23 protein-coding genes and 4 pseudogenes are annotated in these 24767 nt (G+C 48.8%); 5 read left to right on the forward strand and 22 right to left on the reverse strand.

Going from position 1 to position 24767, the window contains the following annotated elements:
- Positions 1-66 precede the first annotated feature (66 nt).
- From ACFOLF_RS00110 to ACFOLF_RS00170, 13 genes are all read right to left on the reverse strand, one after another.
- On the reverse strand, positions 67-852 hold the full coding sequence (locus ACFOLF_RS00110) for an SDR family NAD(P)-dependent oxidoreductase (RefSeq protein ID WP_210047098.1): 786 nt from the start codon (positions 850-852) through the stop codon (positions 67-69).
- Positions 853-885: 33 nt separating this feature from the next.
- A complete protein-coding gene (locus ACFOLF_RS00115) occupies positions 886-1860 on the reverse strand; it encodes a sugar phosphate isomerase/epimerase family protein (RefSeq protein ID WP_210047099.1) in 975 nt (324 codons plus the stop codon).
- Between the two features lie 25 nt (positions 1861-1885).
- Positions 1886-2647, reverse strand: a complete 762-nt coding sequence (locus ACFOLF_RS00120) for an SDR family NAD(P)-dependent oxidoreductase (protein WP_210047100.1) — start codon at positions 2645-2647, stop codon at positions 1886-1888.
- 237 nt (positions 2648-2884) lie between these two features.
- The gene (locus tag ACFOLF_RS00125) at positions 2885-3727 is read right to left on the reverse strand and encodes an MBL fold metallo-hydrolase (protein WP_210047101.1); all 843 of its coding nucleotides are present in this window, start codon (positions 3725-3727) and stop codon (positions 2885-2887) included.
- Positions 3724-4494: an SDR family NAD(P)-dependent oxidoreductase gene (locus ACFOLF_RS00130; protein ID WP_210047102.1), complete on the reverse strand. Its 771-nt coding sequence runs from the start codon at positions 4492-4494 to the stop codon at positions 3724-3726. The genes ACFOLF_RS00125 and ACFOLF_RS00130 overlap by 4 nt, the downstream gene beginning before the upstream one ends.
- 55 nt (positions 4495-4549) lie before the next feature.
- Positions 4550-4702 carry a hypothetical protein gene (locus tag ACFOLF_RS00135; RefSeq protein WP_210047103.1) on the reverse strand — a complete coding sequence of 51 codons (153 nt, stop codon included), beginning with the start codon at positions 4700-4702 and terminating at the stop codon, positions 4550-4552.
- Positions 4699-5865: a Gfo/Idh/MocA family protein gene (locus ACFOLF_RS00140; RefSeq protein ID WP_210047104.1), complete on the reverse strand. Its 1167-nt coding sequence runs from the start codon at positions 5863-5865 to the stop codon at positions 4699-4701. The genes ACFOLF_RS00135 and ACFOLF_RS00140 overlap by 4 nt, the downstream gene beginning before the upstream one ends.
- A 2-nt stretch (positions 5866-5867) precedes the next feature.
- Positions 5868-7025 (reverse strand): glucose 1-dehydrogenase, encoded by a 1158-nt coding sequence (locus ACFOLF_RS00145; protein WP_379219605.1) that lies wholly within the window; start codon positions 7023-7025, stop codon positions 5868-5870.
- Positions 7026-7356: 331 nt separating this feature from the next.
- Complete coding sequence (locus ACFOLF_RS00150; RefSeq protein ID WP_379114360.1) at positions 7357-8235, reverse strand: carbohydrate ABC transporter permease; 879 nt, start codon at positions 8233-8235, stop codon at positions 7357-7359.
- Positions 8236-8246: 11 nt separating this feature from the next.
- A complete protein-coding gene (locus ACFOLF_RS00155) occupies positions 8247-9203 on the reverse strand; it encodes an ABC transporter permease (protein ID WP_210047106.1) in 957 nt (318 codons plus the stop codon).
- 90 nt (positions 9204-9293) lie between these two features.
- On the reverse strand, positions 9294-10907 hold the full coding sequence (locus ACFOLF_RS00160) for an ABC transporter substrate-binding protein (RefSeq protein WP_379114358.1): 1614 nt from the start codon (positions 10905-10907) through the stop codon (positions 9294-9296).
- Between the two features lie 74 nt (positions 10908-10981).
- Positions 10982-11809, reverse strand: coding sequence for a sugar phosphate isomerase/epimerase family protein (locus ACFOLF_RS00165; RefSeq protein WP_210047107.1), 828 nt, complete (start codon positions 11807-11809; stop codon positions 10982-10984).
- 82 nt (positions 11810-11891) lie between these two features.
- Positions 11892-12890 (reverse strand): Gfo/Idh/MocA family protein, encoded by a 999-nt coding sequence (locus tag ACFOLF_RS00170; RefSeq protein WP_210047108.1) that lies wholly within the window; start codon positions 12888-12890, stop codon positions 11892-11894.
- Positions 12891-13317: 427 nt separating this feature from the next.
- Between ACFOLF_RS00170 and ACFOLF_RS00175 the strand changes: the two genes are divergently transcribed.
- Positions 13318-14343 carry a LacI family DNA-binding transcriptional regulator gene (locus ACFOLF_RS00175; RefSeq protein ID WP_379219607.1) on the forward strand — a complete coding sequence of 342 codons (1026 nt, stop codon included), beginning with the start codon at positions 13318-13320 and terminating at the stop codon, positions 14341-14343.
- Positions 14344-15059: 716 nt separating this feature from the next.
- On the opposite strand, the gene ACFOLF_RS00180 is transcribed toward ACFOLF_RS00175, so the two are convergent.
- On the reverse strand, positions 15060-15389 hold the full coding sequence (locus ACFOLF_RS00180; RefSeq protein WP_379114356.1) for an amidohydrolase family protein: 330 nt from the start codon (positions 15387-15389) through the stop codon (positions 15060-15062).
- A gap of 242 nt (positions 15390-15631) precedes the next feature.
- On the opposite strand from ACFOLF_RS00180, the gene ACFOLF_RS00185 reads away from it, so the two are divergent.
- A complete protein-coding gene (locus tag ACFOLF_RS00185; protein ID WP_210047110.1) occupies positions 15632-16171 on the forward strand; it encodes a hypothetical protein in 540 nt (179 codons plus the stop codon).
- A 700-nt stretch (positions 16172-16871) separates the two neighbouring features.
- Here the strand turns inward: ACFOLF_RS00185 and ACFOLF_RS00190 are convergent.
- A complete protein-coding gene (locus ACFOLF_RS00190; RefSeq protein ID WP_210047111.1) occupies positions 16872-17576 on the reverse strand; it encodes an SDR family NAD(P)-dependent oxidoreductase in 705 nt (234 codons plus the stop codon).
- A 222-nt stretch (positions 17577-17798) separates the two neighbouring features.
- Here ACFOLF_RS00190 and ACFOLF_RS00195 point away from each other — a divergent pair, with 222 nt between their 5' ends.
- Positions 17799-18680, forward strand: coding sequence for a LysR family transcriptional regulator (locus tag ACFOLF_RS00195; protein WP_210047112.1), 882 nt, complete (start codon positions 17799-17801; stop codon positions 18678-18680).
- Positions 18681-18740: 60 nt separating this feature from the next.
- On the opposite strand, the pseudogene ACFOLF_RS00200 reads toward ACFOLF_RS00195, so the two are convergent.
- Positions 18741-18878 (reverse strand): annotated as a pseudogene (locus ACFOLF_RS00200) (IS110 family transposase); the annotation flags it as partial.
- A gap of 210 nt (positions 18879-19088) precedes the next feature.
- Here ACFOLF_RS00200 and ACFOLF_RS00205 point away from each other — a divergent pair.
- A complete protein-coding gene (locus ACFOLF_RS00205) occupies positions 19089-20366 on the forward strand; it encodes an IS110 family transposase (protein ID WP_210047113.1) in 1278 nt (425 codons plus the stop codon).
- Positions 20367-20780: 414 nt separating this feature from the next.
- Here the strand turns inward: ACFOLF_RS00205 and ACFOLF_RS00210 are convergent.
- Positions 20781-21080 (reverse strand): annotated as a pseudogene (locus ACFOLF_RS00210) (GNAT family N-acetyltransferase); the annotation flags it as partial.
- A gap of 70 nt (positions 21081-21150) precedes the next feature.
- On the opposite strand from ACFOLF_RS00210, the gene ACFOLF_RS00215 reads away from it, so the two are divergent.
- A protein-coding gene (locus ACFOLF_RS00215) for an IS3 family transposase (protein WP_379114518.1) occupies positions 21151-22301 on the forward strand; the annotation gives its coding sequence in 2 pieces (ribosomal slippage) (positions 21151-21403 and positions 21403-22301; 1152 coding nt in all).
- Positions 22302-22319: 18 nt separating this feature from the next.
- On the opposite strand, the gene ACFOLF_RS00220 is transcribed toward ACFOLF_RS00215, so the two are convergent.
- From ACFOLF_RS00220 to ACFOLF_RS00240, 5 genes and pseudogenes are all read right to left on the reverse strand, one after another.
- Entirely contained in the window at positions 22320-22469 is a 150-nt protein-coding gene (locus ACFOLF_RS00220) for a hypothetical protein (RefSeq protein WP_210047153.1), read from the reverse strand.
- A gap of 366 nt (positions 22470-22835) precedes the next feature.
- Positions 22836-23123, reverse strand: coding sequence for a hypothetical protein (locus ACFOLF_RS00225; RefSeq protein WP_379114503.1), 288 nt, complete (start codon positions 23121-23123; stop codon positions 22836-22838).
- Between the two features lie 237 nt (positions 23124-23360).
- Positions 23361-23916 (reverse strand): annotated as a pseudogene (locus tag ACFOLF_RS00230) (transposase); the annotation flags it as partial.
- Positions 23917-24116: 200 nt separating this feature from the next.
- The gene (locus ACFOLF_RS00235; protein ID WP_210047151.1) at positions 24117-24485 is read right to left on the reverse strand and encodes a DinB family protein; all 369 of its coding nucleotides are present in this window, start codon (positions 24483-24485) and stop codon (positions 24117-24119) included.
- A 29-nt stretch (positions 24486-24514) separates the two neighbouring features.
- Positions 24515-24697, reverse strand: a pseudogene (locus tag ACFOLF_RS00240) (VOC family protein); the annotation flags it as partial.
- Positions 24698-24767 lie beyond the last annotated feature (70 nt).

A 24767-nucleotide genomic window follows, 5' to 3' on the forward strand; every position in this document is an offset into this window, starting at 1 on the left:
GGAACTTCTTGCCCCATGATATACGTTAATGCGTCTCTCAGCGCTTATCCCACCTCACGCGTCACGTTATTTCCAGCAAACGATGGTCTCGCCGGATAACGCATCCGACTGCGGACCACACAAGAACATGACGATATTGGACATATCCTCCGGCTGGGCGATCTGCTGTAAACGCGAGCGATCCTCTTGGCCAGAGACGGTACGGGTAGCGAGGAATCGGGCCGTATATGTCGGCGCCGGGGAAATACAATTGACGTTGACGTCGAACGGGCGAAGCTGCTCTGCTAAGCTGCGGGTGTATTGGGAAATGCCCATCTTCGCCGCGGCGTAAATAATGCCTTCCCTCACCGGGATGTGCCCGGCGACCGAACCCACATTGACGATTTTACCGGAACGGCGCTCACGCATATGCAGGCCAGCGAACTTACATGCATACATCGTTGACAGCAGATTGCGTTCTACGACCGAGCGGATGTCTTCCACAGAGATATCGAGCGCGTCGTTCGGGTCCGGGCGAGGCGTATGCCGGCCGATATCGCCGCCGGCGTTATTGATTAAAATATCGAGCGATCCGAGCGCCTCAATCGATTGCTTGATCAACGCCTTCACCTGCTCCGAATCGGACAGCTCCGCCGCGAGGAAACGGCTCTTAACGCCATATTCCGCAGCAATCTCCGCCGCCACGGCGCTGCCCGATACCGCCTCGTTAAAGCGAGCGGCGGCCTCCTCATTTACATCATGAATAATGACGTTAGCGCCTGCACGAGCTAAGTCCATCGCGTATTGCTTACCAAGGCCTCTGCTGGAACCGGTTACAAGAGCGTTTTTACCACGTAAGTCCATTGTCGCCATCGGAATCACCTCATGGATAATTTGAATTGCAGCCTATTCAGAATAGCGCTTTCGCAAGTTCGATAAGTACGCTAGGCCCGCATCAAGCTCTTCAAGCTCGTAAGCGGCGATCTCCTCCGCCGATGCGCCCTTCTCGAACGGCGTGCGCCAATCGCCTTTCATTCTCGCATGATCCTCGACGAACCTGAGCAGGCGAGTTAATTGCAGCGCCGTCCGTTGCGGGTATTCCGTCCAGAAGTCTTCCATCAGCACGCGGACATGCCGTGCTTCCAGGGCGCCGTGTTCGATCGACATCGTAACCTGCGGATTCGCTGCTTGAAAAATCCGAAGCAGTTCGGGGAAATCAATCACCCCTTGTCCGAGCGGCTTCCGTACGAGCCGGTACCCTTCCTCGGACGTGTATATAGCATATTCTTTGAGATGCACATTTTTCACGCACGGAGCTACTCGTCGGAAAAAATCAGTCGGCTCTTCAGCTGTAGCCAGTGGATTGCCTGTGTCCAGCGTGATCCCAAACTTCTCCGAACCGATCGTTTCGCACAGCCAGAGCAGCTCCTCGGACGCGAGGTCCTGGTGGTTCTCAACAGCCAAATTCGCGCCGGCCGGGTTAGCCGATTCCATGACTTCCTGGAACGAATGTAAAATCGATTGGAGGAACCGCTTCCAGTCACCAGCCATATGCCTGCGGTCGCCGCCGAACCTGGCTCCGCCGACGACCGTTCGTACCGTCAGTGCCCCGATCCGGTCGGCCACCTGCAGCGCTTCCTTCAGTGCCGCGGGTTCGAAGCCACCTGCACCTACATTGATAAATAGCCCCCGCTCGCGCGCATAGTCGGCTGCCTCGTCGGCATCGCTATGCTTCAACACATCAAGGGGGATTTCTCCGCCCTGCAGCCCGTATGCTTCCGCCGATTGCAGCAGCTCCTTGGCCGTAATGCGCGGCCGGCCAGCCGCTGGGGCAATGCCCATCGCATAGACTGTTCCATTTGCCGTTAGCCCGAACCTCATTCAATACACCTCCCCTAATGATTCCTTATTCTGAAGTCCAACCCCCGTCAATGACGAGTGACGACCCGGTCATAAAGTTGGATAGCTCTGACGCCAAATAAACGATGAGTCCGTTTAGCTCCCCCGGCTTCCCCCAGCGCTTGAGCGGCAAGTGATTCAGGAAAAATTGGTTCGCTTCCGGATTGTTGATGACGACCTGGTTCATCTCCGTAGCAAACGGTCCCGGACAGATGGCGTTTGCAGTAATGTTATGCTCGGCCCACTCAAGCGCCATTACCTTCGTCAGCTGGATCAATCCGCCCTTGCTGGAGCAGTAAGCAGACCGTTCCGCGAGTGCAACTTGGCCGAGCATTGAGGCGATGTTAATAATGCGGCCGAACTTTTGTTTGATCATGTGCGGTACGACTGCCTTGGTACACAGGAATGGCGCCTTTAGATTAGTCGTTTGCACCAAATCCCAGCTAGCTTCGTCGAAATCGAGAATCGGCTTGCGAACGTTGACGCCGGCATTGTTGATCAAGATATCCAATCGTCCGAAGGTGCCGATCACTTGGTCCACCATCGCCTGAATTTGCTCATAATCGGTCACATCGACAGCAACCCCCAGCGTGTCTCGTCCCGTTTCCTTACGGATCAGTTCCGCACTTTCCTGCGCCTTCCGCTTGTCACGGCTAGTGACGGCGACACTCGCTCCGGCATTCGCCAACGCCCGGGCGAATTCCAGCCCCAATCCCTGGCTTCCGCCTGTAATAAGTGCAACCTTGCCGTCCAGCTTGAAATTAGTCATCGTTGGTATATCCTCCATTATTCATGATTGAATTTCATCGCGGGGTAACCTATAATTCTGCGTTCGGATATTGTGATTACACCGGTCCAGGCTCTTTCTCGTTCAGATAACTGACCAATACCATCTCGAAAGCAATCTGCTGTCGGCTTTAACACCAAGAGCGTGCAAATGGGCACATTTGCCGCAGCCGATAAAGGCCACACGATACGGTTGGTTCATTCTCAACCCCTCTTTTTATCAACACAATGCTGTGGCGGAAACGTACACAAATCGCTCGAACCGTGCTAAAACATGGCTCTTCTGCGTCGGGTGCCGATCGTATAGATAGTCGATAAAATAACCCGGGTGTTCCGAATTTCCTGCGAACATATCATAATGAAGCGGAATGACGGTATCGAAGCCGACTGCGACCGAGAGCTCTGCCGCTTCCCGATAATTCATGTTGCCTACGATATTCTTTGCATTGCGGAACGGGTCGCGCCCGTTGATCGGTACCATACCGAGGTCTATCGATTCAGCCTGCAACGCTTCGATCAATCCGGGATATACAGTAGTGTCTCCAGCGTGGTACATCGTAACGCCGTTGAGTTCCACAACATAGCCTACGAATCGGTGATCCAGCTCATCGTCGTATTCCAACTCTTCATGGGCTGAGGGCAGCGGTTTGACCCGGAATCCCGGCCCATTCCACCACTCATTCGTTCGCGCCGAGATCAGCTTCTCCGGTCGAACCCCGAATTGCAGCATCGATTCCCGGCAATATCCCGGCGCCATATAAACCGGGTCTTCGTGGGCCTCCGCTAAAGCGGTAATGGTGTCCGGATCCATATGATCCATATGGTCATGGGTAACTAAAACATAATTCGCGTTCGTCATTTGCCCCGGCTCAAGCGGCGGCTCAAATGCCCGATACACCGATGGAGTCAAATACGGATCGATGTAAATGACCGTATCTCCCCCCTTGACCGCGACGCTGCACTGGCCGAGAAACCAAATAGCGAGCATACCGAACGGTACACGGGTATCGTCGATCTCTCGGATTAGCGCTTCCCCTATACGTTTGTGTGGTTTGTCCGTCATAAGCCGATCCCCCCGTTGATGTGCAGCTCTGTGCCGGTTACTTGGCTTGATTCATCAGACAATAAGAAGACGGTTCCATACCCCATATCTTCAGGTGTTTGCATGCGGCCAGAAGGAATATGCGACGACGCCTTCTTCTGCAAATCGTCCGGGCTTATGCCCATGTTCTGATGAAGTTCAATTTCCCCCTCTGAGGCAACCCAGCCGACGGTAACCCAGTTCGAACGTATATGCTTGCTTCCATAATGGGCTGCGATGTGGCGGTTTAACGTGAGCACTGCTCCTTTGGAACAAGAGTAAGCAGCCAATTCTTTTCCGCCTTTATAGCCGTTCGTCGAGCCCATATGGACGATGGAACCACCGCCGGTTTTCAGCATCGACTGAATCGCGTACATTGAACAGAAGAAAGCGCCTTTCATATTAACGGCAAAAATCGAATCAAACATTTCCTCGGATGTATCCACCATCGAGCCTCGCGGGAAAATGCCGGCGTTGTTTACAAGACCGTCGATTCTGCCAAACCTGTTAATCGTTTCATCGATCAGCTGCTTGCACGCCGCTTCTTTGCTGATGTCCCCTTTGACAAACAACGCCTCTGCGTTATCGACATCCTTTATTTCCTGTACAACTTTGGCACCGTCTTTTTCATTCCTTCCCCCCACCACAACCGACGCACCCTCTTTGGCGCACATCAAAGCGATTCCCTTCCCGATACCCTTCGTTCCACCTGTTATGACGACCACCTTGCCGTTAAGCCTGCTTCCCATGCCGATCCCGCCTTCCAGCGCATTCGCTCCATTTATTCGCTGTTTTATCCGCTTGTCATGCCTCGATGAGATACGTTTTCACAATCGAATCCAATTCGAACTTCGCCAACTCCAAAGCGCTCTTGGCCTCGAAGTCTTCAATAAACAGTTCCAGCGACAAATATCCTCTATACCCGCTTTCGTACAGTCTCATATTGTTTTCATTCATCTAACATCCGATATGGATACCCACCGCCCTGTCTGAGCCGATTTCTCCACGGCTTCCAGCACCATTTGGTTGTTAAGGCCGTCCTCGAAATTAGGCGTCGGATTTTTACCGTTGGCAATGCCGTTCATCAGTTCCGAGATCAGATTTATAAACGTATGCTCATAGCCGATAATATGGGCTGGCGGCCAATACGCTCCTGCAAAAGGATGGACTTCCTCCTGGCAATTAATGGAGCGGAACCCCTGCGTTCCGGTCTCATCATCTGCGGAATAAAATTGCAGGGTGTTCATCTGCTCCATATCCCAACGGATCGAACCCTTCGTGCCGTTGATTTCGAAGCGGTTTCCGTTGCGGTTGCCGCCGGCAAAGCGCGTAGCTTCAAAAACCCCGACAGCTCCGTTTTCGAAGCGGGCCATAAATATAGACGCATCGTCTACATCGACTTTCCCGAGAGCTCCGCCCTTCACACTGGCGCTTAAGCCGCCGCTCATTTCTCCGATCGGACGTTCCTTGATAAAGGTTTCCATCATTCCGTTCACTTCCTTAAACTCGCCTACCAGAAAACGGGCAAGATCAAGCGAATGAGCGGCAAGATCCCCGAGCGCGCCGGTACCGCAAACTTCTTTTTTCAAACGCCATACCAACGGGAAGTTCGGGTCTATAATCCAGTCCTGCAAGTAATTCGCTCTAATATGATAGATGCTGCCGAGTTTTCCTTCGTCGATCAGCTTCTTCGCATATTGAACGGCGGGTACAAAGCGATAGTTATGGCAAATCATGTGAATAACCCCGGCTTTGTTGACCGCCTCCAGCATTTTTTGGGCTTGCTCCACGCTCATCGCAAGCGGCTTCTCGCAGAGGATATGTTTGCCTGCTTGAGCAGCGGCAATGGCAATTTCCGCATGAGCGTTATTCGGGGCACCGATATCGATCAAATCAATATCGTCTCGTTCGATCAGCTTGCGCCAATCGGTTTCGTACGATGCCCAACCCAGCTTCTGAGCAGCCGCCTTCACAGCTCCCTCGTTGCGTCCGCAAATCGCCTGCATCACCGGAATGCCGTCGCTGTCAAAAAAGAATGGCACGTCCCTGTATGCGTGGGAATGGGCCTTGCCCATGAATTTATAGCCAATCATGCCAATCCGGATTTGTTTTTTGCTCATCGTCATATGTCCTCCTTGAGTTTCTTCTTCACAGAAGCCCACTGAGCTTGGGGAACCACATCAACAACCGCTTTTATTGTCATCTTGCCAAAATCGATAGCCGGTACATCCTCGAAGGACAACCGGTTCGTCTGGAGCATGCCCAGCATGCCTGGATAATGGCTCTCGATGTCGCGAAGACGATGGATGGCAGCCGTAAAATCGCGATACGACGCATTGACGGAGCCAATGATACACTTATTTTTGATGACCATTTCCTGATACGTCAAATCGCTCGGCAAATCCAGTCGGCCGCTGCCGGGAGTAATGCCGAGAAGCGCGAGGATTCCGTTATTGTTCACCAGTGGGATCGCCTCGTAACCGAGAGGCGCATGCCCGGTGCATTCCCAAACCATATCAAAGCTTATGCCCAATTGTTTCGAGTATGCGGTTAAACCGGACAAGAATGCGTCTTCGGCGGAGGATTCAGCTTCCCGGTAATGTGCTCCGATGCGGCGAATGATGTCCGCGTTCATGCTTGCAGAGTCAGATTTGGACCAAACGTACGTGTCAAGGCCGAGCACTCTGCATGTCAACGCCGCCAAAATGCCCAAAGGCCCGGAACCTAAAATAAGCACCGTCCGGGGCTGCCATATCATGCGCTGCTGAATCTTTAAGGTTTGCGTATATACTTTTTCCACGATGCTTTGCGGTTCGACAAAAACCCCGTACGGCAGGCACTCATCAGGAACTTTAACAACATATTTTGAATGCTCCGCTACATACTCGCACAGATAGCCGTCCGCACCTGTTATCCCCCGTTCCGTGTAACTGCCGGTTTGGCAAAAGTCTTGCTGAGCGTTGCGGCAATTGACGCACGCTTCTTCACCGCAAGGTCTCCTTACAAGAGCCGTAACCAGATCGCCGCGGGATAGTCCGGACTCGGATCCGGCTTCCTCGATAACGCCCAACAGCTCGTGACCGATTACCATTTCCGATCTGCCTTCGGGGTATCTGGCAAAGTTGTCTACGATGATCTCCCGGTCCGTTCCGTCGAGTCCGACGCAAAGCACCCGAATCAAAACGTCCTGCGGACCAGTCAAATCCGGCTTCGGGATATCCGCCAACGACACTGTCGCCTGACTCTCTCCGCCGCTGATCGTAATCGCTTTCAAAATCATCACTCCCTTAATCCGAATGCCATCCCTTTATCCGTCTGCAAATCTCTGTAATGTTGCCAAAAAGACTGCCGTCTGGCAGCCTGAATGACATGGAGCGTTTGTTTTATTTGGGCCTTAAAAAGGAAGCGCTCACAAAACCGCTTAAAGACATTATCCTCCTCCCGTTGCTTTAGGTTCTATTTAAATTGTAACAGCACCTTCATCATATTATTGGGATAGCTCATTGTAAAGAAATGTATTTCATGTTTCATTGCTGTTATTCAAAACGAGTCTGAAGATGAACAACGCGATCCAAATTCAGCTGTCATTGTATATCGTTCGTTGGACAATCTCATCCTTTGACGGAACCGATCAAGGCGCCTTTCACAAAATGCTTTTGCAAAAACGGATAGACGATCAAAATTGGAATTGTGGATACCATAATTGCAGCCATGCGAATCGTAAATACATTTACCTGGTTTTGAAAGCCGATGGAAAGTCCCGACTGCCCGGCCGCAGCGCTCGTGTTGCTGATTAAATCATTGAGCACCAGCTGCAGCTGCCACATATTCTTTTCCGTCATATAAAGGAGGGAGCTGAAGAAATCATTCCAGTACCCGACGGCGATAAACAAGGAGATGGTCGCAATAACGGCATTGGACAGCGGGAGCACGATACGGAAAAATACAGTCAAATCGCCCGCCCCATCGATCTTGGCCGCCTCCTCCAGCTCATCCGGTATGCCGCGGAAGAAGCTCAGCATGACAAAAATGTTCCATGCCCCCATTGCATTTGGCAGAATCAGCGCCCAGTAGGAATCGATCATGCCCAGCCCTTTGACCAGAAGATATGTGGGGATCAGCCCGCCACTGAACAGCATCGTGAACAGAATGAGCAGCGCAAAGGTCTTCTGCCCGCGCAGCCGCTTTCTGGAGAGGGCATAAGCCGTCGTCGCGGTGAATAACGTCCCGATCAGCACGCCGCCCAAGGTCGAGATAACCGTCACCTGAAAGCCGGTCAGCAGCGATATATTTTGCAATACCGCCTTGTAAGCGTATAACGAGAAGCCTTCAGGCTTCAGAAAAAGTCCGCCGCCCATTGTCTTTTCCGGTTCGCTTAACGAGCCCATGACGATATACCAAAACGGGTAGATCATCGCAACCATCAGCAAAATAAAAAACATATAATTCAGCACATGGAACAACCGTTCACCCTTCGATAATCCAATCAAGTCCCCACCTCCTACCAGAGCCCGTCTTGTCCGAATTTCTTCACGATTTTATTGGCCGATACGATTAAGATCATCGCAATCAAAGACTTAAATACGCCAGCCGCGGTTGCATAGCTGTAATTGGCGTCGGCAATCCCCACCCTGTAGACGTAAGTATCGATAATGTCGCCGACATCGTATACGAGCGGGCTGTACAGCAGGAAGATTTGCTGAAATCCAGCTTCCAGAATGTTGGCCAAACTGAGGATAACGAGAATGATAATAACAGGCCGAATCGCCGGAAGCGTCACATGCCACATCTGCTTCGCTTTATTCGCCCCGTCCATTCGTGAGGCCTCGTACAGCTCCGGGTTTACTCCCGACATGGCCGCCAGATAAATGATCGTTCCCCATCCTACTTCCTTGTACAGATCGCTCACCACGAGAATGGAACGGAAGTAATCCACATTGATGAGAAAATCGATCGGCTTTCCGCCGGCGCCTTTGATTATATAATTGACCAGGCCATCGACCGGGTTCAGGAAGGTAATGAGGATGCCGGAGAAAATGACCCACGACACAAAATGGGGCAAATAAATAATCGATTGCGTTATCCGTTTAAAGACCATATTCTTTAATTCATTGAGCAGCAGGGAAAGGATGATGGGAACGGAAAAGCCCGCCGCCAGCTTATACACACTGATCACCAGCGTATTGCGCAATATCTCGTAGAAATCTGGCGAGTGGAATAACTTGTTGAATTGCCCGAAACCGACCCATTCACTGCCCTTTATTCCGTTATAAATATTGTAATCCTGAAAGGCGATGACGATGCCGTACATCGGGGCGTAGCGAAAGACAAAAATCAGAAGCATGCCGGGCAATAACAGCAGATACAAGTACCTGTCGCGCAAAATGTCCTTCCACAATTTCCGTTGACTGGAAGAACCCGTATTTGTCCGGGCCAAGGTTTTTGCAGAGGTTTTCATTCGGACACCTCATCTCTTCTTGAAATGGAAGAGAAGCTCCGGCCCGGAGCTTACTCTTCACCTTTTTGCCATTAAACTTTATGCAGCGACTTACTTATAAGGTGTGATGTTTTCCTCGTACCATTTGTCATACTTGGCGTATTCTTCTTCCTGGGCACTATAAAGCGAGTTCGCTTCTTCATCCACTGCTTTACCGCCAAGCTGCTGATATTGGCTTACAAATTTGTCGAATGCATCGATGCCGAGCTTGCCTGTAATGATGCCCCAGAACGTCTCGTCGCGGGCTTTTTCGATATCCGTGGAGTATTTGTCCCATTGCGGACGGTTCGTCGCTTTGAATACAGCGATCTTGTCGCGCATCGGCTGGGACGTTTTAAATTTGTATTCGAACATTTCGGTTACTTCGGGCAGATTGGAAAGGTTGGACGCGTCCTTGCGCGTGATTACCCAGGAGAAATTGTCGAGTCCAAGCTTGTTGGCTTCGTCTGGCGTAACTGTTCTGTTATACATGCCGTTGTCCATTGTATAATGCTCGCCTTCCTTGCCGAACCGTAGCAAGGAGTTGACCTCCGGCGAAGCAATGACATTGAGCACCTGCACCGCGTCGTCGGCGGAGCCCGTGTCGGTCACGACCAGGTAGCACCAGCCTCTTGGGGCAGACGGAATGTCGGATTTGAATCCGTCCGGTCCCGCCACCGGATCGATTGCCATATATTCGCCGCCCGGGTTGCTTTGTTTAAAATTGATGGTTGCATTGCTTGACGGATTGAAGTTGGCGACCCAACGGTAGAACGCCCCGACCTTGCCAGAAGCATAAATTTCATCGACTTTTTCGTTTGTAATGTTCGCGGCACTGGCCATTCGGGGGTCAATAACGCCTTCTCCATACAGTTGGGCAATCTGCTGCAGAGCCGTTTTGACCTGCGGCATAGTGGCGCCGTATTTGATCGATCCGTCATCCTGTTTGATGAACGCATCGGGATCCACCCCGTATGCGTAGAAGAACGGAGCGAGACTGCGGAAAAAGTAATCACCCGACAAGCCGTACGTATCCTTTTTGCCGTTGCCGTCCGGGTCATCGTTCGTAAAGGCTCGGAGGGTGTTAACGAATTCATCAAGCGTTTTCGGCACCTCAAGCCCTAATTTATCCAACCAATCCTTGCGAATGATAGTGGTCATGGTGCCGGCTTCTGCGACATCTCCGGGAATTTGATACAATTTACCGCTGGAATCCCAATGATAAAACAACGTATCCTTGGTATAGTAATCAATAATTTCCTTGCCGTATTTCTGCAGCGATGGAGTAAGGTCCTGAACGATGCCCGCCTGGACCCACTTCGTATATTCCTTCGTATCGCCGGTCCATAGTATATTCGGTCGGGTGTTCTTGGCGCTCATCAGTAAGTTGATCTTCGTATCTACCTCTGAAGCCGGCAGGAAGATCGGATCGATCGTCACCTGTCTGCCGAGTTTATCCGTCAGCTGCTCCTCTAAAGTCTTCTCAGCCCACGAATCCGGCGTCTTCGGGCCGCCATTCAGCGTAATGCTGAGCTCAAGCGCCTTCTTTGGCGCGGCGGTATTGGCTGTCTCGTTGTTCGCTGGCGCATTGTTTCCGCTGTTTGCGCCGTTCGAGCAAGCGGCGCCAAGCAGCATCATGCCGGCCAGCGTCAGCCCCAGCCATTTCGTTTTGATTTGTTTCTTCATCTTCAATCCCTCCTCAATGTTCAATGGTTGACCAAATTGTAATCGCCTCCAAAATGTCCGATAAGTGAACCCGATTAGTCCGGAAATATATGGTCAAAGCCTGCTTTGGTCCGCTTCAGAAGCTCCTCAGGATCACCTGCGGGCAGCTCTGGAGTCAGCACCTCTTGTGCTACCGACCCGTCATAACCGGTCTTCTTCAGTGCGGTGAGGAAGCCTTTCAAGTCTATTACGCCTTCACCTGTGTATAGGCGGTCGTTGTCTCTCAGCTCCTCAACCGGCAAATCTTTGGCATCGTTGATGTGAACATGTACAATTTGTTCTGCCTTCAACTGCTCCAGTTGGGACGGTTTAAATCCGGTCGTATGGCAGTGATAAGAATCAACCAGCAGTCCGACATTGGGGAGGCCAATTGCGGCGGCCATATCGAGCGTTTCCTCCACTGTCCAAATAAATGGATTCTTCCTGGACGTGCGTGCATGGTGAGCCCCAACGAATTCCAGACCAAACCGCAGCCCATATGCATCCAGAATTTCTGCACAGACACGAAGCCGATAGATGGCCTGCGCCATAAAGCGGGCGGACGGATTATCTGTGGAAGGCAGAATGTATGTGACACAGCGAGTACAGTTGAGCGCAGCCGCTGCCGCTGCTGACTCGGCGAGAGCAGGCAGCGTTTGCCTGAATTCTGCGTCTGTGCTGCGCCAATCAACCGGGAGACCGATCGCGCCGATCACAATGCCGGTTTCGGCAAGCAAGCTTGCCGCGCCCTCCGAGCCCAAAGTACCTATCAAACTTTTCGCATCAATGTCCACCGATTCGAAGCCGTATTCTGCCGCTTTACGGATAAATTCCTCATTGCTCCAAGATGATCCCAATCCGGCTCGGGTCAATCCTCTAATCATGTACTTGCCTCCTTATCGCTTCCTGTATCCATCCATTTACTCAGCTAGGGGAATCAGACCGCCAGTTAAGCCTCAACCGCAATTATTCTGATAATGAGATAACCTTGCTGCCATTAGCGGCGCTCTTCCATGCCGCTTCCGTTAGCCGGGCGATTCTTAAACCGCAGCTGGACGGTGCAGCTGCTTCACTCACCCTTCCAAGTACGAGGTCAACGAAGTCGATGTCCGGATCGCTCGAAGCTGGAAGCTCCTCTACCGACACCTCAGTAAGGGACTTTTCTCCTTCCCTCGCGACCAATATCTTATTGTTGCGGTATAAGACCGATCCTTTATCACCGTGGATCGAAACATCCTCATGCCAACTGATGCTGGCACTGCCAACCACATTAAAGGTCGCGATTGCGCCCCCCTTGAAACGGACGGTCACGGCGGAATCGATATCGACTTCCCTGCCGTGGTTCTCAATGACTGCAGATACGCTTTCCGGCTCGAGACCAGTTACCCAAAGCACGACATCCAGCAGATGGCTGCCCGAATCGTTCAACTGCCCGCCGCACGATAAAGCAAGGTTTTGCCTCCATGACCCGGTTGCACCGATCAGCCATCTTTGTGCTTGATAAGCGCAGATGTAGTTGATCTTCCCCAATTCCCCCTTCTCTATCAAGTCGTGGATATAGATATAAGGGCTCATCAGGTGACGCTGGTAGGCGACAGCCAAATGCCGGTTCAGCTTCCCGGCATGTGCAATAATGCGCTCCGCATGATCGGAGCCGCTTACGAACGGCTTCTCCATGAGCACGTGGAGGCCGCCGTCAAGGCAGGCCATTCCCTGTTCAAAATGCATGCTGTGAGGCGAAACAATTACAGCGGCGTCCGCGCCGGACTGGGAGATCGCCTCCCGGTAGTCCGCATAGACGGCTATGTTTGCGAGCTCAGGATAAGTTTCCTTCACTAGCCCGATTGCCGTCTCGGACGGATCCGCCAAAGCGACGATTTCAGCCTCAGGCACGTTCAAAAGTCTGCGGATGTGCTGCCTTCCCATACCCCCTACACCAATCATAAGAAAACGAACTTTTGCCATCGTAACGCCTCCCATAAAGAAATTTTATTCATTGCGAAAATCCAGGCCGATCCCGTTTGAAACAGAAAACGGTTAAAATAAAGCGCTTACATATCATCTTCAAAAAAAGATTGTTGTACCAAAGTAGATAAACACGCATTGTTACAAACGTTACATTATCATCATTCTGCACACCAATCTGTTTGCGTAGATTATAACACCATAGCATTTTGGTGTAAATATCATTTTTATGCAGGTGTTAACAGTCTTATTTGTTGTTTTCGACAATATTTTTAAACTGAAAACAATGTTACAATCTAAACGATTCATCAATTCGTAAAGTAAACAATATTGCAAAATTTGCACAATAGTTGACAAATATTCTTCAACTATTAAAATTAAACTATGAATCGTACAAAAGAGGGATTGGAAACTTGTGAACAAAAAAGTGACAACTTACGACATCTCCAATGAATTGGGTATCTCTAGAAACACGGTATCAAAGGCACTAAATAATCACGCGAGCATTTCGGAAGAGACCAGGAAAAAAGTCATAGAACAGGCTATTGCTATGGGTTACAACAAGATAATCCCCGGCTCCAGCGAACGACCCGCTATTTCCCGAAGTACGAAGTGCATTGCCTTCTTAACCAGAATCGACGTGAGTGCAAGCGGATATTGGATGAACCTGATGAGCGGCGTCGAAGATGTGCTCAGAGGAAGCGGTTACGACATGAAGATGTCCTTTATCAAAGATGAAGATATTATATCCCTCATGGTGCCTCCCATGCTGAACAGTACAATTGACGGATTTATCGTAGTGGGAATGGTGAACAAAGCCTACACCGAGAAATTACTGGAGCACTCCCTGCCGAAGGTTTTTATCGATTTGAATGCCGAACTGCCGCTGACCGACCTCAAAACCGATCTGGTTTTAATGGAGAGCGAAGAAAGCGTATACCAGATTACCCGCCATCTGATTGAGTCGGGGCACCGGGAGATCGGCTTTATAGGAGATATTAATTCCCGCAGCTTGTTTGAGCGTTGGATGGGATATAGCAGAGCCCTTCATGAATCGAGTATTCCACAAAATCCAAATTACTGCATAACGAGCACGCATTCTACCAGTTATCAATCCTTTGAAGGGATGGCCGATACACTTGGAGCACTCGATCAGCTTCCTACCGCATTGATATGCGGTAACGACCTTATGGCGCTTCACGCCATCCGGTTCGTAAAGGAAAATGGAATGCGGGTTCCGGAGGATATCGCCATATCGGGTTTTGACCAGATGAAAGAAACGAAGCTTCTGGATATTTCGCTTACAACGGTTACGAATGATGAGTTTCAACTGGGGATGCGGGCAGCAGAGGAGCTGCTGTACCGGATGCAGCGCCCAAACAGACCTTTCGAGGTCATTCGCTTATCTACAAAGGTATGCTTCGGGGAAAGCACGCGTACGACCCGCGCCTGACGTGAATCAAACACTCAAAATCCAACCAGCGGCAATAATGAAAGTATAAAAGGACACCTATCTATCGGAAATAGTAAGCTCGTGCTGATACTCATTGAGTGTCGGCATTTTAATTTCTTGAAAAGGAAAATATGTTGATAATCCCAGCATTCCTTTCGCGACATTCTAGAGCAAATCCTTCACCTATCTCTTCTTCGGAAGTTACTCTTCTAGTTAAACCACCTGACTTAGATCGATTGCTGCGTTGACCTGATTGTGTCCGTAACCCAACTATCCATCGGTTATTTGATGCAGCCTTCGTCCCGGATGCCATTGTGTCCGGCTTAGCGGAGCTTGTTCAATTGAGCGAATCACATCACGTTGTTCATGCTGCATGTCGGCATGCCGAAGGCAGTGAACGCATTTCTGGTATCGCCATACAGCTGGGCTTCCAGGATACGAACTATTTTGCCAGACTGTTCAAGCAGCATACTGCCAATCCCCCATACAATTCAGAGACAAACACTTGCCGTCGATGACGACATGGGCAATCGCATTCGGCTGCATGGCATAGACAATATTCGGCGCAGCTCGCGGCTCCCATCTGGAACACGTCATTTGCGGTAATGCAGGTCCCATTCAACCGGGAAACCTTTTGCAGCAAAGCGCACATCCGCATTTCTCTAAAACGCTGATCCGGTTGTTGCTGTACCCTCCATCCGTTCCCAAGGAAACTTTTACGCCGGAGAGGTCAGGGATTCGGGTGACACCTCTGCGAGAAACATATTGCTCGAGGGACAATAAGCCAGCGAGCCGCCGCGGCTGCCAATCCACCCGACCTCCGAATCATCCAAAACACCTAACGAGTCTAAATAATGAATCGGCCTAAGGCCGTAATCCCTTTCCGGCGAAGCCCCGTGCGGACTGTGTGGCGCCGGATAGACCGTAACCATCGGGTCCTCCCCCTGGAATTTGACGGCAAGAGAACCGGTCCGTTCCACGGCTTTCTCCACCGTCTCCCTGTACGCCGCTGGAGCGCCGCTCCAATCGTACATCGTCCGGGCCATGAACCAGAGGATTTTTAAGGAAGTAGGGCATGAGCGCCTTCAAATCGGCATATCCCATTAAGAGGTGCAATCTGCCTCTGCTGTTAACCATGCGGTTGAGAGTAATCTCAGCCATCTTTCGATGCAGGAAATTTGTTGGAAACTGGCATTTATAAATAAAGGAGATGAACACTATCGAAAAAATATCGATCAGCCTAACTCAGTTTCTTGACTTCTCGTTGAAGCCGAGTGGACCTGGGAAGGTGTCCTCGATCCGTAAAATAAAGTACAACGAATACTCTGTGGAGGCGGATTACTGGAAGGGACTTCGTGATGCTATTCCAAAATTCCATGAGCAGGGATTAACATTTGATTATTTAGAGAGCATAGCTACCAGTGCAAACGAGAAGAGAAAAAGTCGTTATACCGATGCAGTAAACGCATATAAAAAGTTTCTTGGCAAAAAAGAGATTCAATGGTTCGATCCAGGTAAATCGTTTTGGACGTTCGAAAATCTGTCGGTTAAATCCCACGCTGAATTAGGTCTGGTCATAAACGAACAACCTCATCTGGTTAAGCTTTATTTCAAGCAGGATCCGATTGATAAAAGGAGATCCAAAACAGCCTTGGCGCTTATGGTAGCATCCACCAAATCGGATACAAATACCGATGCAATGCACTCCATTCTCGATGTCAATAAAAATAAATTATATCTTGCTTCAGAAGATCAGGATGATCTGGACATCCTGCTCGCCCTGGATGGAGAAGCTGCACAGTTCATTCAGATATGGAATAGCATTTAAGGAGCAAATTCATTTTGAGCTTGCGCGCAGTCATCACATATCAAACGGCTATCATCAAGCTCGAATGTTGCGGTTTTCTCGCAATACTCCATCACTCGCTTGTTTTTGGAGGACCGGGTTAGGCGGCAGTGGCCCATGCCCTTCACCTCATCAACCACCGGCCAAGAAATGCATGGGTTGGATATCTTCTCACCAATCGTTCGTGGGTGAGGTGTCGCACTTAGCTTGACAATCCGTCAAAAATAGAAAAAGTCCAGAATTTTTCCCATAGGGCAGCCGGAGCAAGAGCGCAGCGTCCTCGTGGATAGCATGCGACGTCCGTTACGGATGCGCGGTCAGTTATATGCACACAGGCACAGGGGAAAACAGCATTTTACTCCAGCTCAAGATTAAGTTTACCAAGTTTGCCTATTCTCTTTGAACTAGGTCGGATCTGGTTATTAAGGCTTATTCCAAACTGCTCTTGGAGTGCAGCTGCAATGGGTTTTAAAAGAAAGCTAAAGAAGGATGCACAAGCCAAACCCTTGTGCATCCTTCTTCTGAGTGGGCCTATTGCCATCGATCGTAAGACAAGCAGTCTGCTCTCTGCGGTCAAGCGTTTGAAATGGTTCTTGACTTACCGGCACATCCCGAGAGGGTAAGCGCGTCCGGCAGGCAAAAATGCTCCGCGCACCTCATGTGCAAGAACAGTAAAAGCTCATTAATCCATATATTGCTCATCTGGCTCGTGTAAAGCTGAAGCCAGGATTTTCTCTGCGACGAATTCAGGGGTATCAGCAGGAGTGGAAGAACCTTGTCGCTGCTGCTGCCGAACACCCAGGGCGTTTTTGCCAAAATCCGTTGCGGTTGAGCGCGGATAGACAGTAATCACCCGGATATTCTCTGAGGCTAATTCACCTCGTGCCGTATCGGAAAGCATATTCAAAGCGGCTTTGGTAGCTGCATAGGCTGCCATTCCGGCAATACGCATCTTGGAGACCACCGAGCTTATATTGATGATCAGCCCTCCCCCCTGCTCTCGCATGATAGGGATCACAGCTTGCATAGCTGCCAATGGTCCAAACACATTGAGGTCCAGGGTCTTGCGGAAGTCATCAGGATTGAGGTCAGCGATCGTGCCAACGGCAGCTTGTCCTACGTTATTGATGACCACGTCCAAGCGGCCAAAGTGGCTCACCGTCTCCTCAATGACTCTTTGAACTTGCTTCGGATCGCTCACGTCAGCAGGCAGAGCGACGGCTTCACTTCCCTGGCTCTGCAATTCCTCGGCGAGATGATTAAGTGCATCGGCAGATCGGGCTACCAGTGCTAATTTAGCACCAGCAGTGGCAAAACGGCGTGCTGTGGCTAAGCCGATACCAGCGGAAGCTCCAGTAATAAGAACGACCTTGTCACGAATTTCCATAATAAATGTTCCTTTCCTTGAGAAGATTGGCCAAACCGTTTATGGGAGGAATCGGTCAAGCAGGTTCCTGAAAGAATAAACGGATCATGAAATGAGCAAAATAGATCGGCATTTCCATTCTTTTAGCGCCTCTCAAATTTAACTGTTTTGCACTTGAAACGGAAGTTCAAATAAGTTAGCATGGCATTAACTAAAAGTTTATACGATGAAGGGGTTCTATGAATGAATGAACAATTGAATACTTTTATTCAGGTGGCAGAGACGGGTAGCTTCTCCAAGGCAGCTGAAAAACTATTTGTGTCTCCAACCGCTGTGATGAAGCAAATTAATGTGTTGGAAAAGCATATAGGAATGCCTCTTTTGATTCGTACTAACCAAGGTGTTGAGCTCACCGAGGCAGGGAAATCATTTAACAAGGATGCGGCATTATTTTTGCAGAGTTTTCAAGAAGCCGTACTGCGTATACGCCAAGGTGCACAGGGAAGTCAGCATGTTATTCGTGTGGGCACCTCCATACTTAATCCCTGCAAGGTTTTGCTGGATTTGTGGAATGAAATCAGCGACCAATATCCGCAGTTTAAAATAAAAATCGTCCATTTTGAGGATGATGCTTATACTCTCCCAGCCACTTATCGTACCATTGGCAAACACTTCGATGTCATCGTAGGGCCATACCTTACAGAAGACTGGGAGAATTATCTCCGTTTGCTTGAGCTGGGAAGGTATCGCTTTTGCTTTGCCGTATCTCGCAACCATCGGCTGGCTTCTAAAAATACACTGTCTGTCAAAGATTTGTATGGTGAGAAGTTGGCTGTGGTGAAAGGGGGAAAAAGTGCAGTAATTGATGGAATTCGTGATTTTTTGATAATGAACCATCCTAAAATCAAAATTAAAGATGTTCCGCGCCTTTATGATATTGATGTATTCAATCGTTGCGAGCAAAGTGATACTGTCCTGCTAACATTGGATGCATGGGTAGATGTTCATCCGTCGTTAGTGACCATCCCCAGCGATTTGGATTTCACAATGCCTTATGGTTTGCTTTATCCCTTACATCCATCCGAGGATTTCAATCAGTTTTTAGAAATCATAAAAGAAATGTAATCTAAGCACAGTTAACCGGCACATAATTGTGCCGGTTTTTTCATTAAGGCAACCTCCCTCTACTTTCTCGAACCAAGGAACGAATAACACAAGGCCCTCCCGATTATTCTCAAACGTAATTGGCTTCCCGAACTCGACTCCGCGGTAGTCCCGAGCTCGAGCCACATGTTTGAATTTCGCGATGTCTACACCAACAATTAAGGTAGATTATAAAGGAATGCTGCCCGTTACTTCAACGAAAAAGGAACAGTTGCCTGCCGCGGCGATCTGTTCCTGGTCTTTGCACTATAGCACCCGTTAACATTCCTGTAGGTGTTAGTAGATACGGTTTGCAGAAAAACGAACGCCCCGCTAGGACGAGTATGTACTGGGTTGCAGCCCTCAGAACTCACCTTAGGAGGCGTTATCATGAAGTCTAGACTAATAAAAGCTCAAAATCAACGTGTAGAACGTATTACCCCTTCCACTCTTGTCATTGGAATCGACATTGCCAAGGAGAAACATGCTGCTCAAGCGATTAACTTTCGAGGTATTGTCCTCACCAATCGCCCAATTATGTTTTCGAATGATCATGCGGGCTTTGAGCATTTTATTAGCAGTATTCGTAAATTTCAGAACATGCACAACTTGAATGACGTCGTTGTGGGAATGGAGAGTACCGGTCACTACTGGTTCAATATCGCCAATTGGTTGGTTAAACAAGGTATTTCTGTTGTCCTTGTCAATCCAATGACGACCAAACGCAATAAGGAAAACAGAGACAACTCCCCCTCTAAGAATGACCCAAAGGACGCTTTGGTCATTGCTGATGCGGTGAGTCGCGGGTTCTACACGCCCTTCTCTCCCAAAGAAGAAGCCTTCCACCGCATGCGGGTTATGGTTACAAACAGAGAGCATTGGGTTGTTAAATCCGGACGCATTAAGAACAGAATCCACCGCTGGCTGGATATCCGTTTTCCAGAATACAGGCAAGCGTTCGAAGATATTTTTAGTCCTCGTTCATTAGCCACTTTGCGTCGTTTTCCAGCCCCATCTGACATCGTGCAGTTAACTCCGGAACAAATGGTACAACTCTGGGGAGTGTACATGGCTAGACCTGGCGGCATGCGTGGCAGGAACAAGGCGCTTGAGCTCCAAGCACTCGCTAGACATAGCGTCGGAGACACTACTGCCCTTGAAGAAGACAAATGGGAACTGCGGCACCTCATGGATGAATATGAACGAATCTGCCACATCATTGATGAAGCGGACGAGATGATTGAAAAGCTATTGCCCGAAATCCCCTGTTCTGATCTCGTTCGATCTGTCGGCGTTTCCGTTCCTGCAGCGGCTGCCATACTCGCATTTGGCGGGGACTTACGTAAGTTGTCTCACGGGAATCAGTTATTGCGAAAGGCTGGATTAAACTTAGCAGAACGTAGCTCTGGCAAGTATAAAGGGCACATTAAACTAACCAAACGAGGAAACTCATTGCTGCGTAAGCATTTGTACTTCTCGGTCTTTCACCTCTTATCTCATAATCGTGCATTCCAAGCCCTACATGCACACAATATTGAAGTAAAGCGAATGACGAAAATGCAGTCCATGATGAAGTTGATTGGGAAATTGGCTCGAATGCTTGTAGCTATGGCGCGAGAAGGACAAACTTTCTCCGCGAATAAAGCTCAACCGCCAGTAGCAGCTTAAACAACTAAACTCGCAGCCCAGACAAGCGGATTAGCTCATTTGCAGAATTTCACAAAGAAAGCACGGAGTACCGAGATTTTTACGCTTTAGGGCTTAGACCCGTTCCGTTAACGTTGATCGGACTCCACACCCTTGGATAGATAGGACGAAGGAATGTGAGGGCGTTGACCCGTTGAGATTTGGGAGAGTGAATCCCAAGGACCTTGTGGAGAGAGGCGTGCAGCAAATCTTTACATGGGAGATGTTGTAAATAGACCAACACCTTCTATTCCCGCATGCCCTCAAACGAAACTGCTTAGCCCCTCTCATGTAATTCTTTAATCTCCTATTTAAACATGTATGTGAAATTCTGCGAATGAGCGAGCATTCGCGAGAAAATCCTTATTCTCTGAGGGAGCGTAACAAAAATAATCTTCACTTAACATCATTATCTTGAATTACCCCGAACATTCCTGTCATTCCTTCATGCTTTTTAAAACCATATTTATTATAAAAAGATTCTTTGCCTTGTGCTGCAAACAAACCAATAAATGATTTTTCAGGGGCATTTTCCTTTAAGTATTCTTTGATTGTTTCCATTATTAATTTGCCAATTCCTTTGTTTTGAAACTCAGGTAACACTGCTATATCCTGAATGTAAAAATAGATCCTCCCGTCCCCAATTATCCTACCCATTCCAACTACTTCGCCTTGGTATTGGACAACAACACCAAATTGAAGTTAGACTGAGTAGTAGACACAGATTATACTAGATTCAAATAGATGAGCGGAGGACACTGTGTCTATGAAACAGATCAAGTATGATGAAGCGTACAAGAAGCAAACAGTTAAATATATAAAGGAGAGTGGGAAGTCGGTAGCAGAGATCGGTCGCGAGTTGAAGATTAATGCAAATACATTATATGGCTGGGAGAAAAGGTATGGCAGTGAGCCGGAAATCGTTGCTGTACAAGCCCTAGTCCCAGAAGATCAGAGAATAAAAGAGATGCAAAAATACATTCGTGATCTTCAAGAGGAGAACGAAATCTTAAAAAAGGCGATGCACTTCTTTGCGAAAGACCGTCGGTAAGATATACGTTCATCCACGAACACCGCTCCGAGTACCGATTGGAGAAGATGTGCTGCATAATGAAAGTCTCTCGTAGCGGCTATTACAAATGGCTAGGGCGCCCTGAGAGTGAACGTAAGCGTCAGCACAAGGAATGGACGGAACAAATCAAGGAAGTATACGATGAGAATAGGCAACTTTATGGAAGCCCGAAAATCACCGAACGGTTGCATCAACAGGGTGTCAAAATCTCTCGTCGTACCGTTACTCGTATCATGAAGGAGAATGGAATACGGTCCAAGACCGTAAAGAAATACAAAGCGACAACCAATTCTAAGCACTCCCTACCGGTTCAAGAAAATGTAATGAACCAAGAGTTTACTGCAAGTAAACCGAATGAGAAGTGGGTTACAGATATTACATATATCCCCACTGATGAGGGTTGGCTTTATTTGGCGAGCGTACTCGATCTATACTCACGTAAGATTGTCGGCTGGCACATGAGTGAACGGATGACGAAAGAGCTTGTACTACAGGCATTGAGACAGGCCCACGGTCGTCAACAGCCAAGTACAGGATTGTTGCACCACTCGGATCGCGGAAGTCAGTACGCATCCCATGATTACCAGAAGCAACTCAACACATATGAAATGACCGGTAGCATGAGTCGCAAGGGAAACTGTTACGATAACGCCTGCATCGAGTCATTTCACAGCGTTCTAAAGAAAGAACTGATTTATCTCAATAAATACCAAACGCGCGAAGAAGCGAAAAAGAGTATCTTTGAATACATCGAAGTTTTTTACAACAACCAACGTATCCATTCTACGATAGGGTATAACACGCCTTCTGACTACGAACGTATGTACCCCGGTCAGGCAGCGTAAGAAAAAAATCTGTGTCTACTATCTTGACAGAGGTCCAAATTGTGATTGGTTTAAAGATTCTTCTGCAACTTCAAAATTCATATAATCTTTCCAGCCAACTGCACAACACAGTTTTGTATATTCCGATATCGTTGGTACTCTTTTTAGAATTGTAAAATTATTTTTCATATAACCCTCCTAAAATATGTGTCCTATCATTTTTTATGAACTTCGGAAAGGACCACTCCTGAGTATTCACGAAATCATTGAAACTATCCTGCAACGTTAGCTTAACAGAGGAAGAGAGCAACTGCCTCAGCTTGGTTCAACTATCGTACCCAGTCGTATTATAAGGTCAGCCAGTTATTACTTGTTGACCATTTTATTTAGAAGGTATATTTATCAGTAGCCGGGGCGTATTGATCGTTCCCCTGGCGTATTGGCTTTTTAATATTAGTATCACATTACGATTTTTTTCAACTGCCCATTTAATAAACCGGATGGTATCAGTCAGTATAAGCTACCTCCCATTCTTAAATACCATAAATTCCACTTTTATGTTTTGGTTGCGCTATCGTTTCCGTTAGCGGAATCCCCCGGAGGCTTGCCACCGTCGTCGTCCTTCGGCTGTTGCTGCCGGAGCTTGACCAGCTGCTCGTAGCGCTCGCGGATCTTCGGTATAGCCTCCTCGCGCAACTTTTCGAACCTCTCAGCTGACAGACGTTCGAGTTCCTCTTTCTGCTCCGGGCTGACCTTGTACACTTTCGTCGTTATGATCTCGCCTGTTTCATACACCATTTTCACTTTCTCCAGAGCCTGTTTCTCCTTGTCCATGTTCGACACATTCTCCTGCCTCCCTTTGTTTTGGGAAATTTTGTTGCCCTCTCTTCTATTATTACGTCTGTCTGACCTCAACACAATTCTAAACTATTTCAACTACCCTTACAGAACGGCTGCTAAGTTACAATAGCCTCCTGTTGTGCGTTAAACTGTCAGTTAGCGTAGCTAAGCACCGCCGCGTGGCAGCCCTTCAGCATTGTGCTATTGTTTGAAACCTGCCTCTATGGAGAAACGATTTGCTCATAAATGCTCACCTATTCTTAGAATCTGACCGTAAAGCGTGTGTACCAGATAAAATTCATGTGGAACCAAATTGAAAATGAATTCATGTCCCTTTTTCAATATGCCGAACAGCACCCGAATGAGCTTGTTGCATAAGGCGAAGAGGGACTGCATCTTTTTTCAAAGGATTATCCGGTCGTTTCATGTAATACTCATGCAACGCTTTAAAGGCTGCGTCCTTGGCTGCCAACGGCATCATTACACGGAAGAGTATAGCTCGTAGCCTCTTTCTGCCTCTCTTTGTAATTTTAGTCTGCCCCTTGTGCTTACCCGAGGTGTTTTCTTTCAGGTTCAGCCCCGCGAGCTTTATGATCTGCTTTGGATGCCGGTATTGCTCAATGTCCCCTACTTCAGCGAGAAATCCAGCTATGGTGTCTCTGCCAATCCCTTTAATCGCTAATAATTGCGGGACAAACGGAATTTGCATCAGCAGTTCATCCAAGTGCGCTTCCAATTCTTCAAACTTCTTTTGGAGCAGTTCATATTGGGTTAAGAGAAGACGCAGCTCCATCTTGTCGTGACCAGTTAGCTTAATCATAGTGAGCAAATAGCTTTAGAATATCGGGCTATCTTATGCCTGCCACCGTCAGTTTCTCATCCAGTTTCGCCTGCTGGCGCAAATGGTGCCTGCTGTGCATACCTACCATCTCAAACCAATCACGCGCGTTGAGCCAGCCAAACCAGCCATGGCGCACCTTGCAAGCCGGATTCGCCTCATCTACGCACCCCCCCCCAGTAGGCCAACTTCTCTAGCACCTGCTCCAGGCCAGCTATGATTTCATCCTTGCTCTCGGGGTTGCTTGTCGCGTTGGGCGGTTCCTCAAGTTTCACACGGATATTGGGCCACTCTTTTTCGGCAAGCGCCTTCGTTCCGTCTTCCGTCTTGCCTTCAGGCTCTTCGTGTGTTGCCTTGGTGCATGTTTCAATATGCCCGATGTACTCTTTCGCCACTTCGATCACGTGGATATACATTTGCCCGACCGACCATACGTTTTCTTTGCATTTAAATCGCAACTGCTCTATCGAATATCTGTCCAGATTCCGCATGTATTGCTCGATAATAGCCGAAGAATCGTTTAACATCCAGATCCTCTCCCCGTAATTGCAATTCTTTACAGCACCTGCGCAATCTCCCACACATGCCCGTCCGGATCGGCAAAACAAGCCGTCCGTCGCCCCCAGGGGCGCGTTATCGGTCCATTCAATAACCTAACGCCCCGCACTTCCAGCTCATTGCATACCCGGACAACGTCTGGCACTTGGATCGTGAACTGAAACCGCACACCATCCCGCCTCGACCAACCGATTCGTTTCGTGATCGCGAATAATGGGTTTTGTTCGTTCCCCATTCGATTTGTCTCCTGT

Origin of the sequence: Paenibacillus sepulcri (assembly GCF_042647105.1) — a bacterium.
In the GTDB taxonomy this organism is placed as follows: Bacteria; Bacillota; Bacilli; order Paenibacillales; family Paenibacillaceae; genus Paenibacillus_Z; species Paenibacillus_Z sepulcri.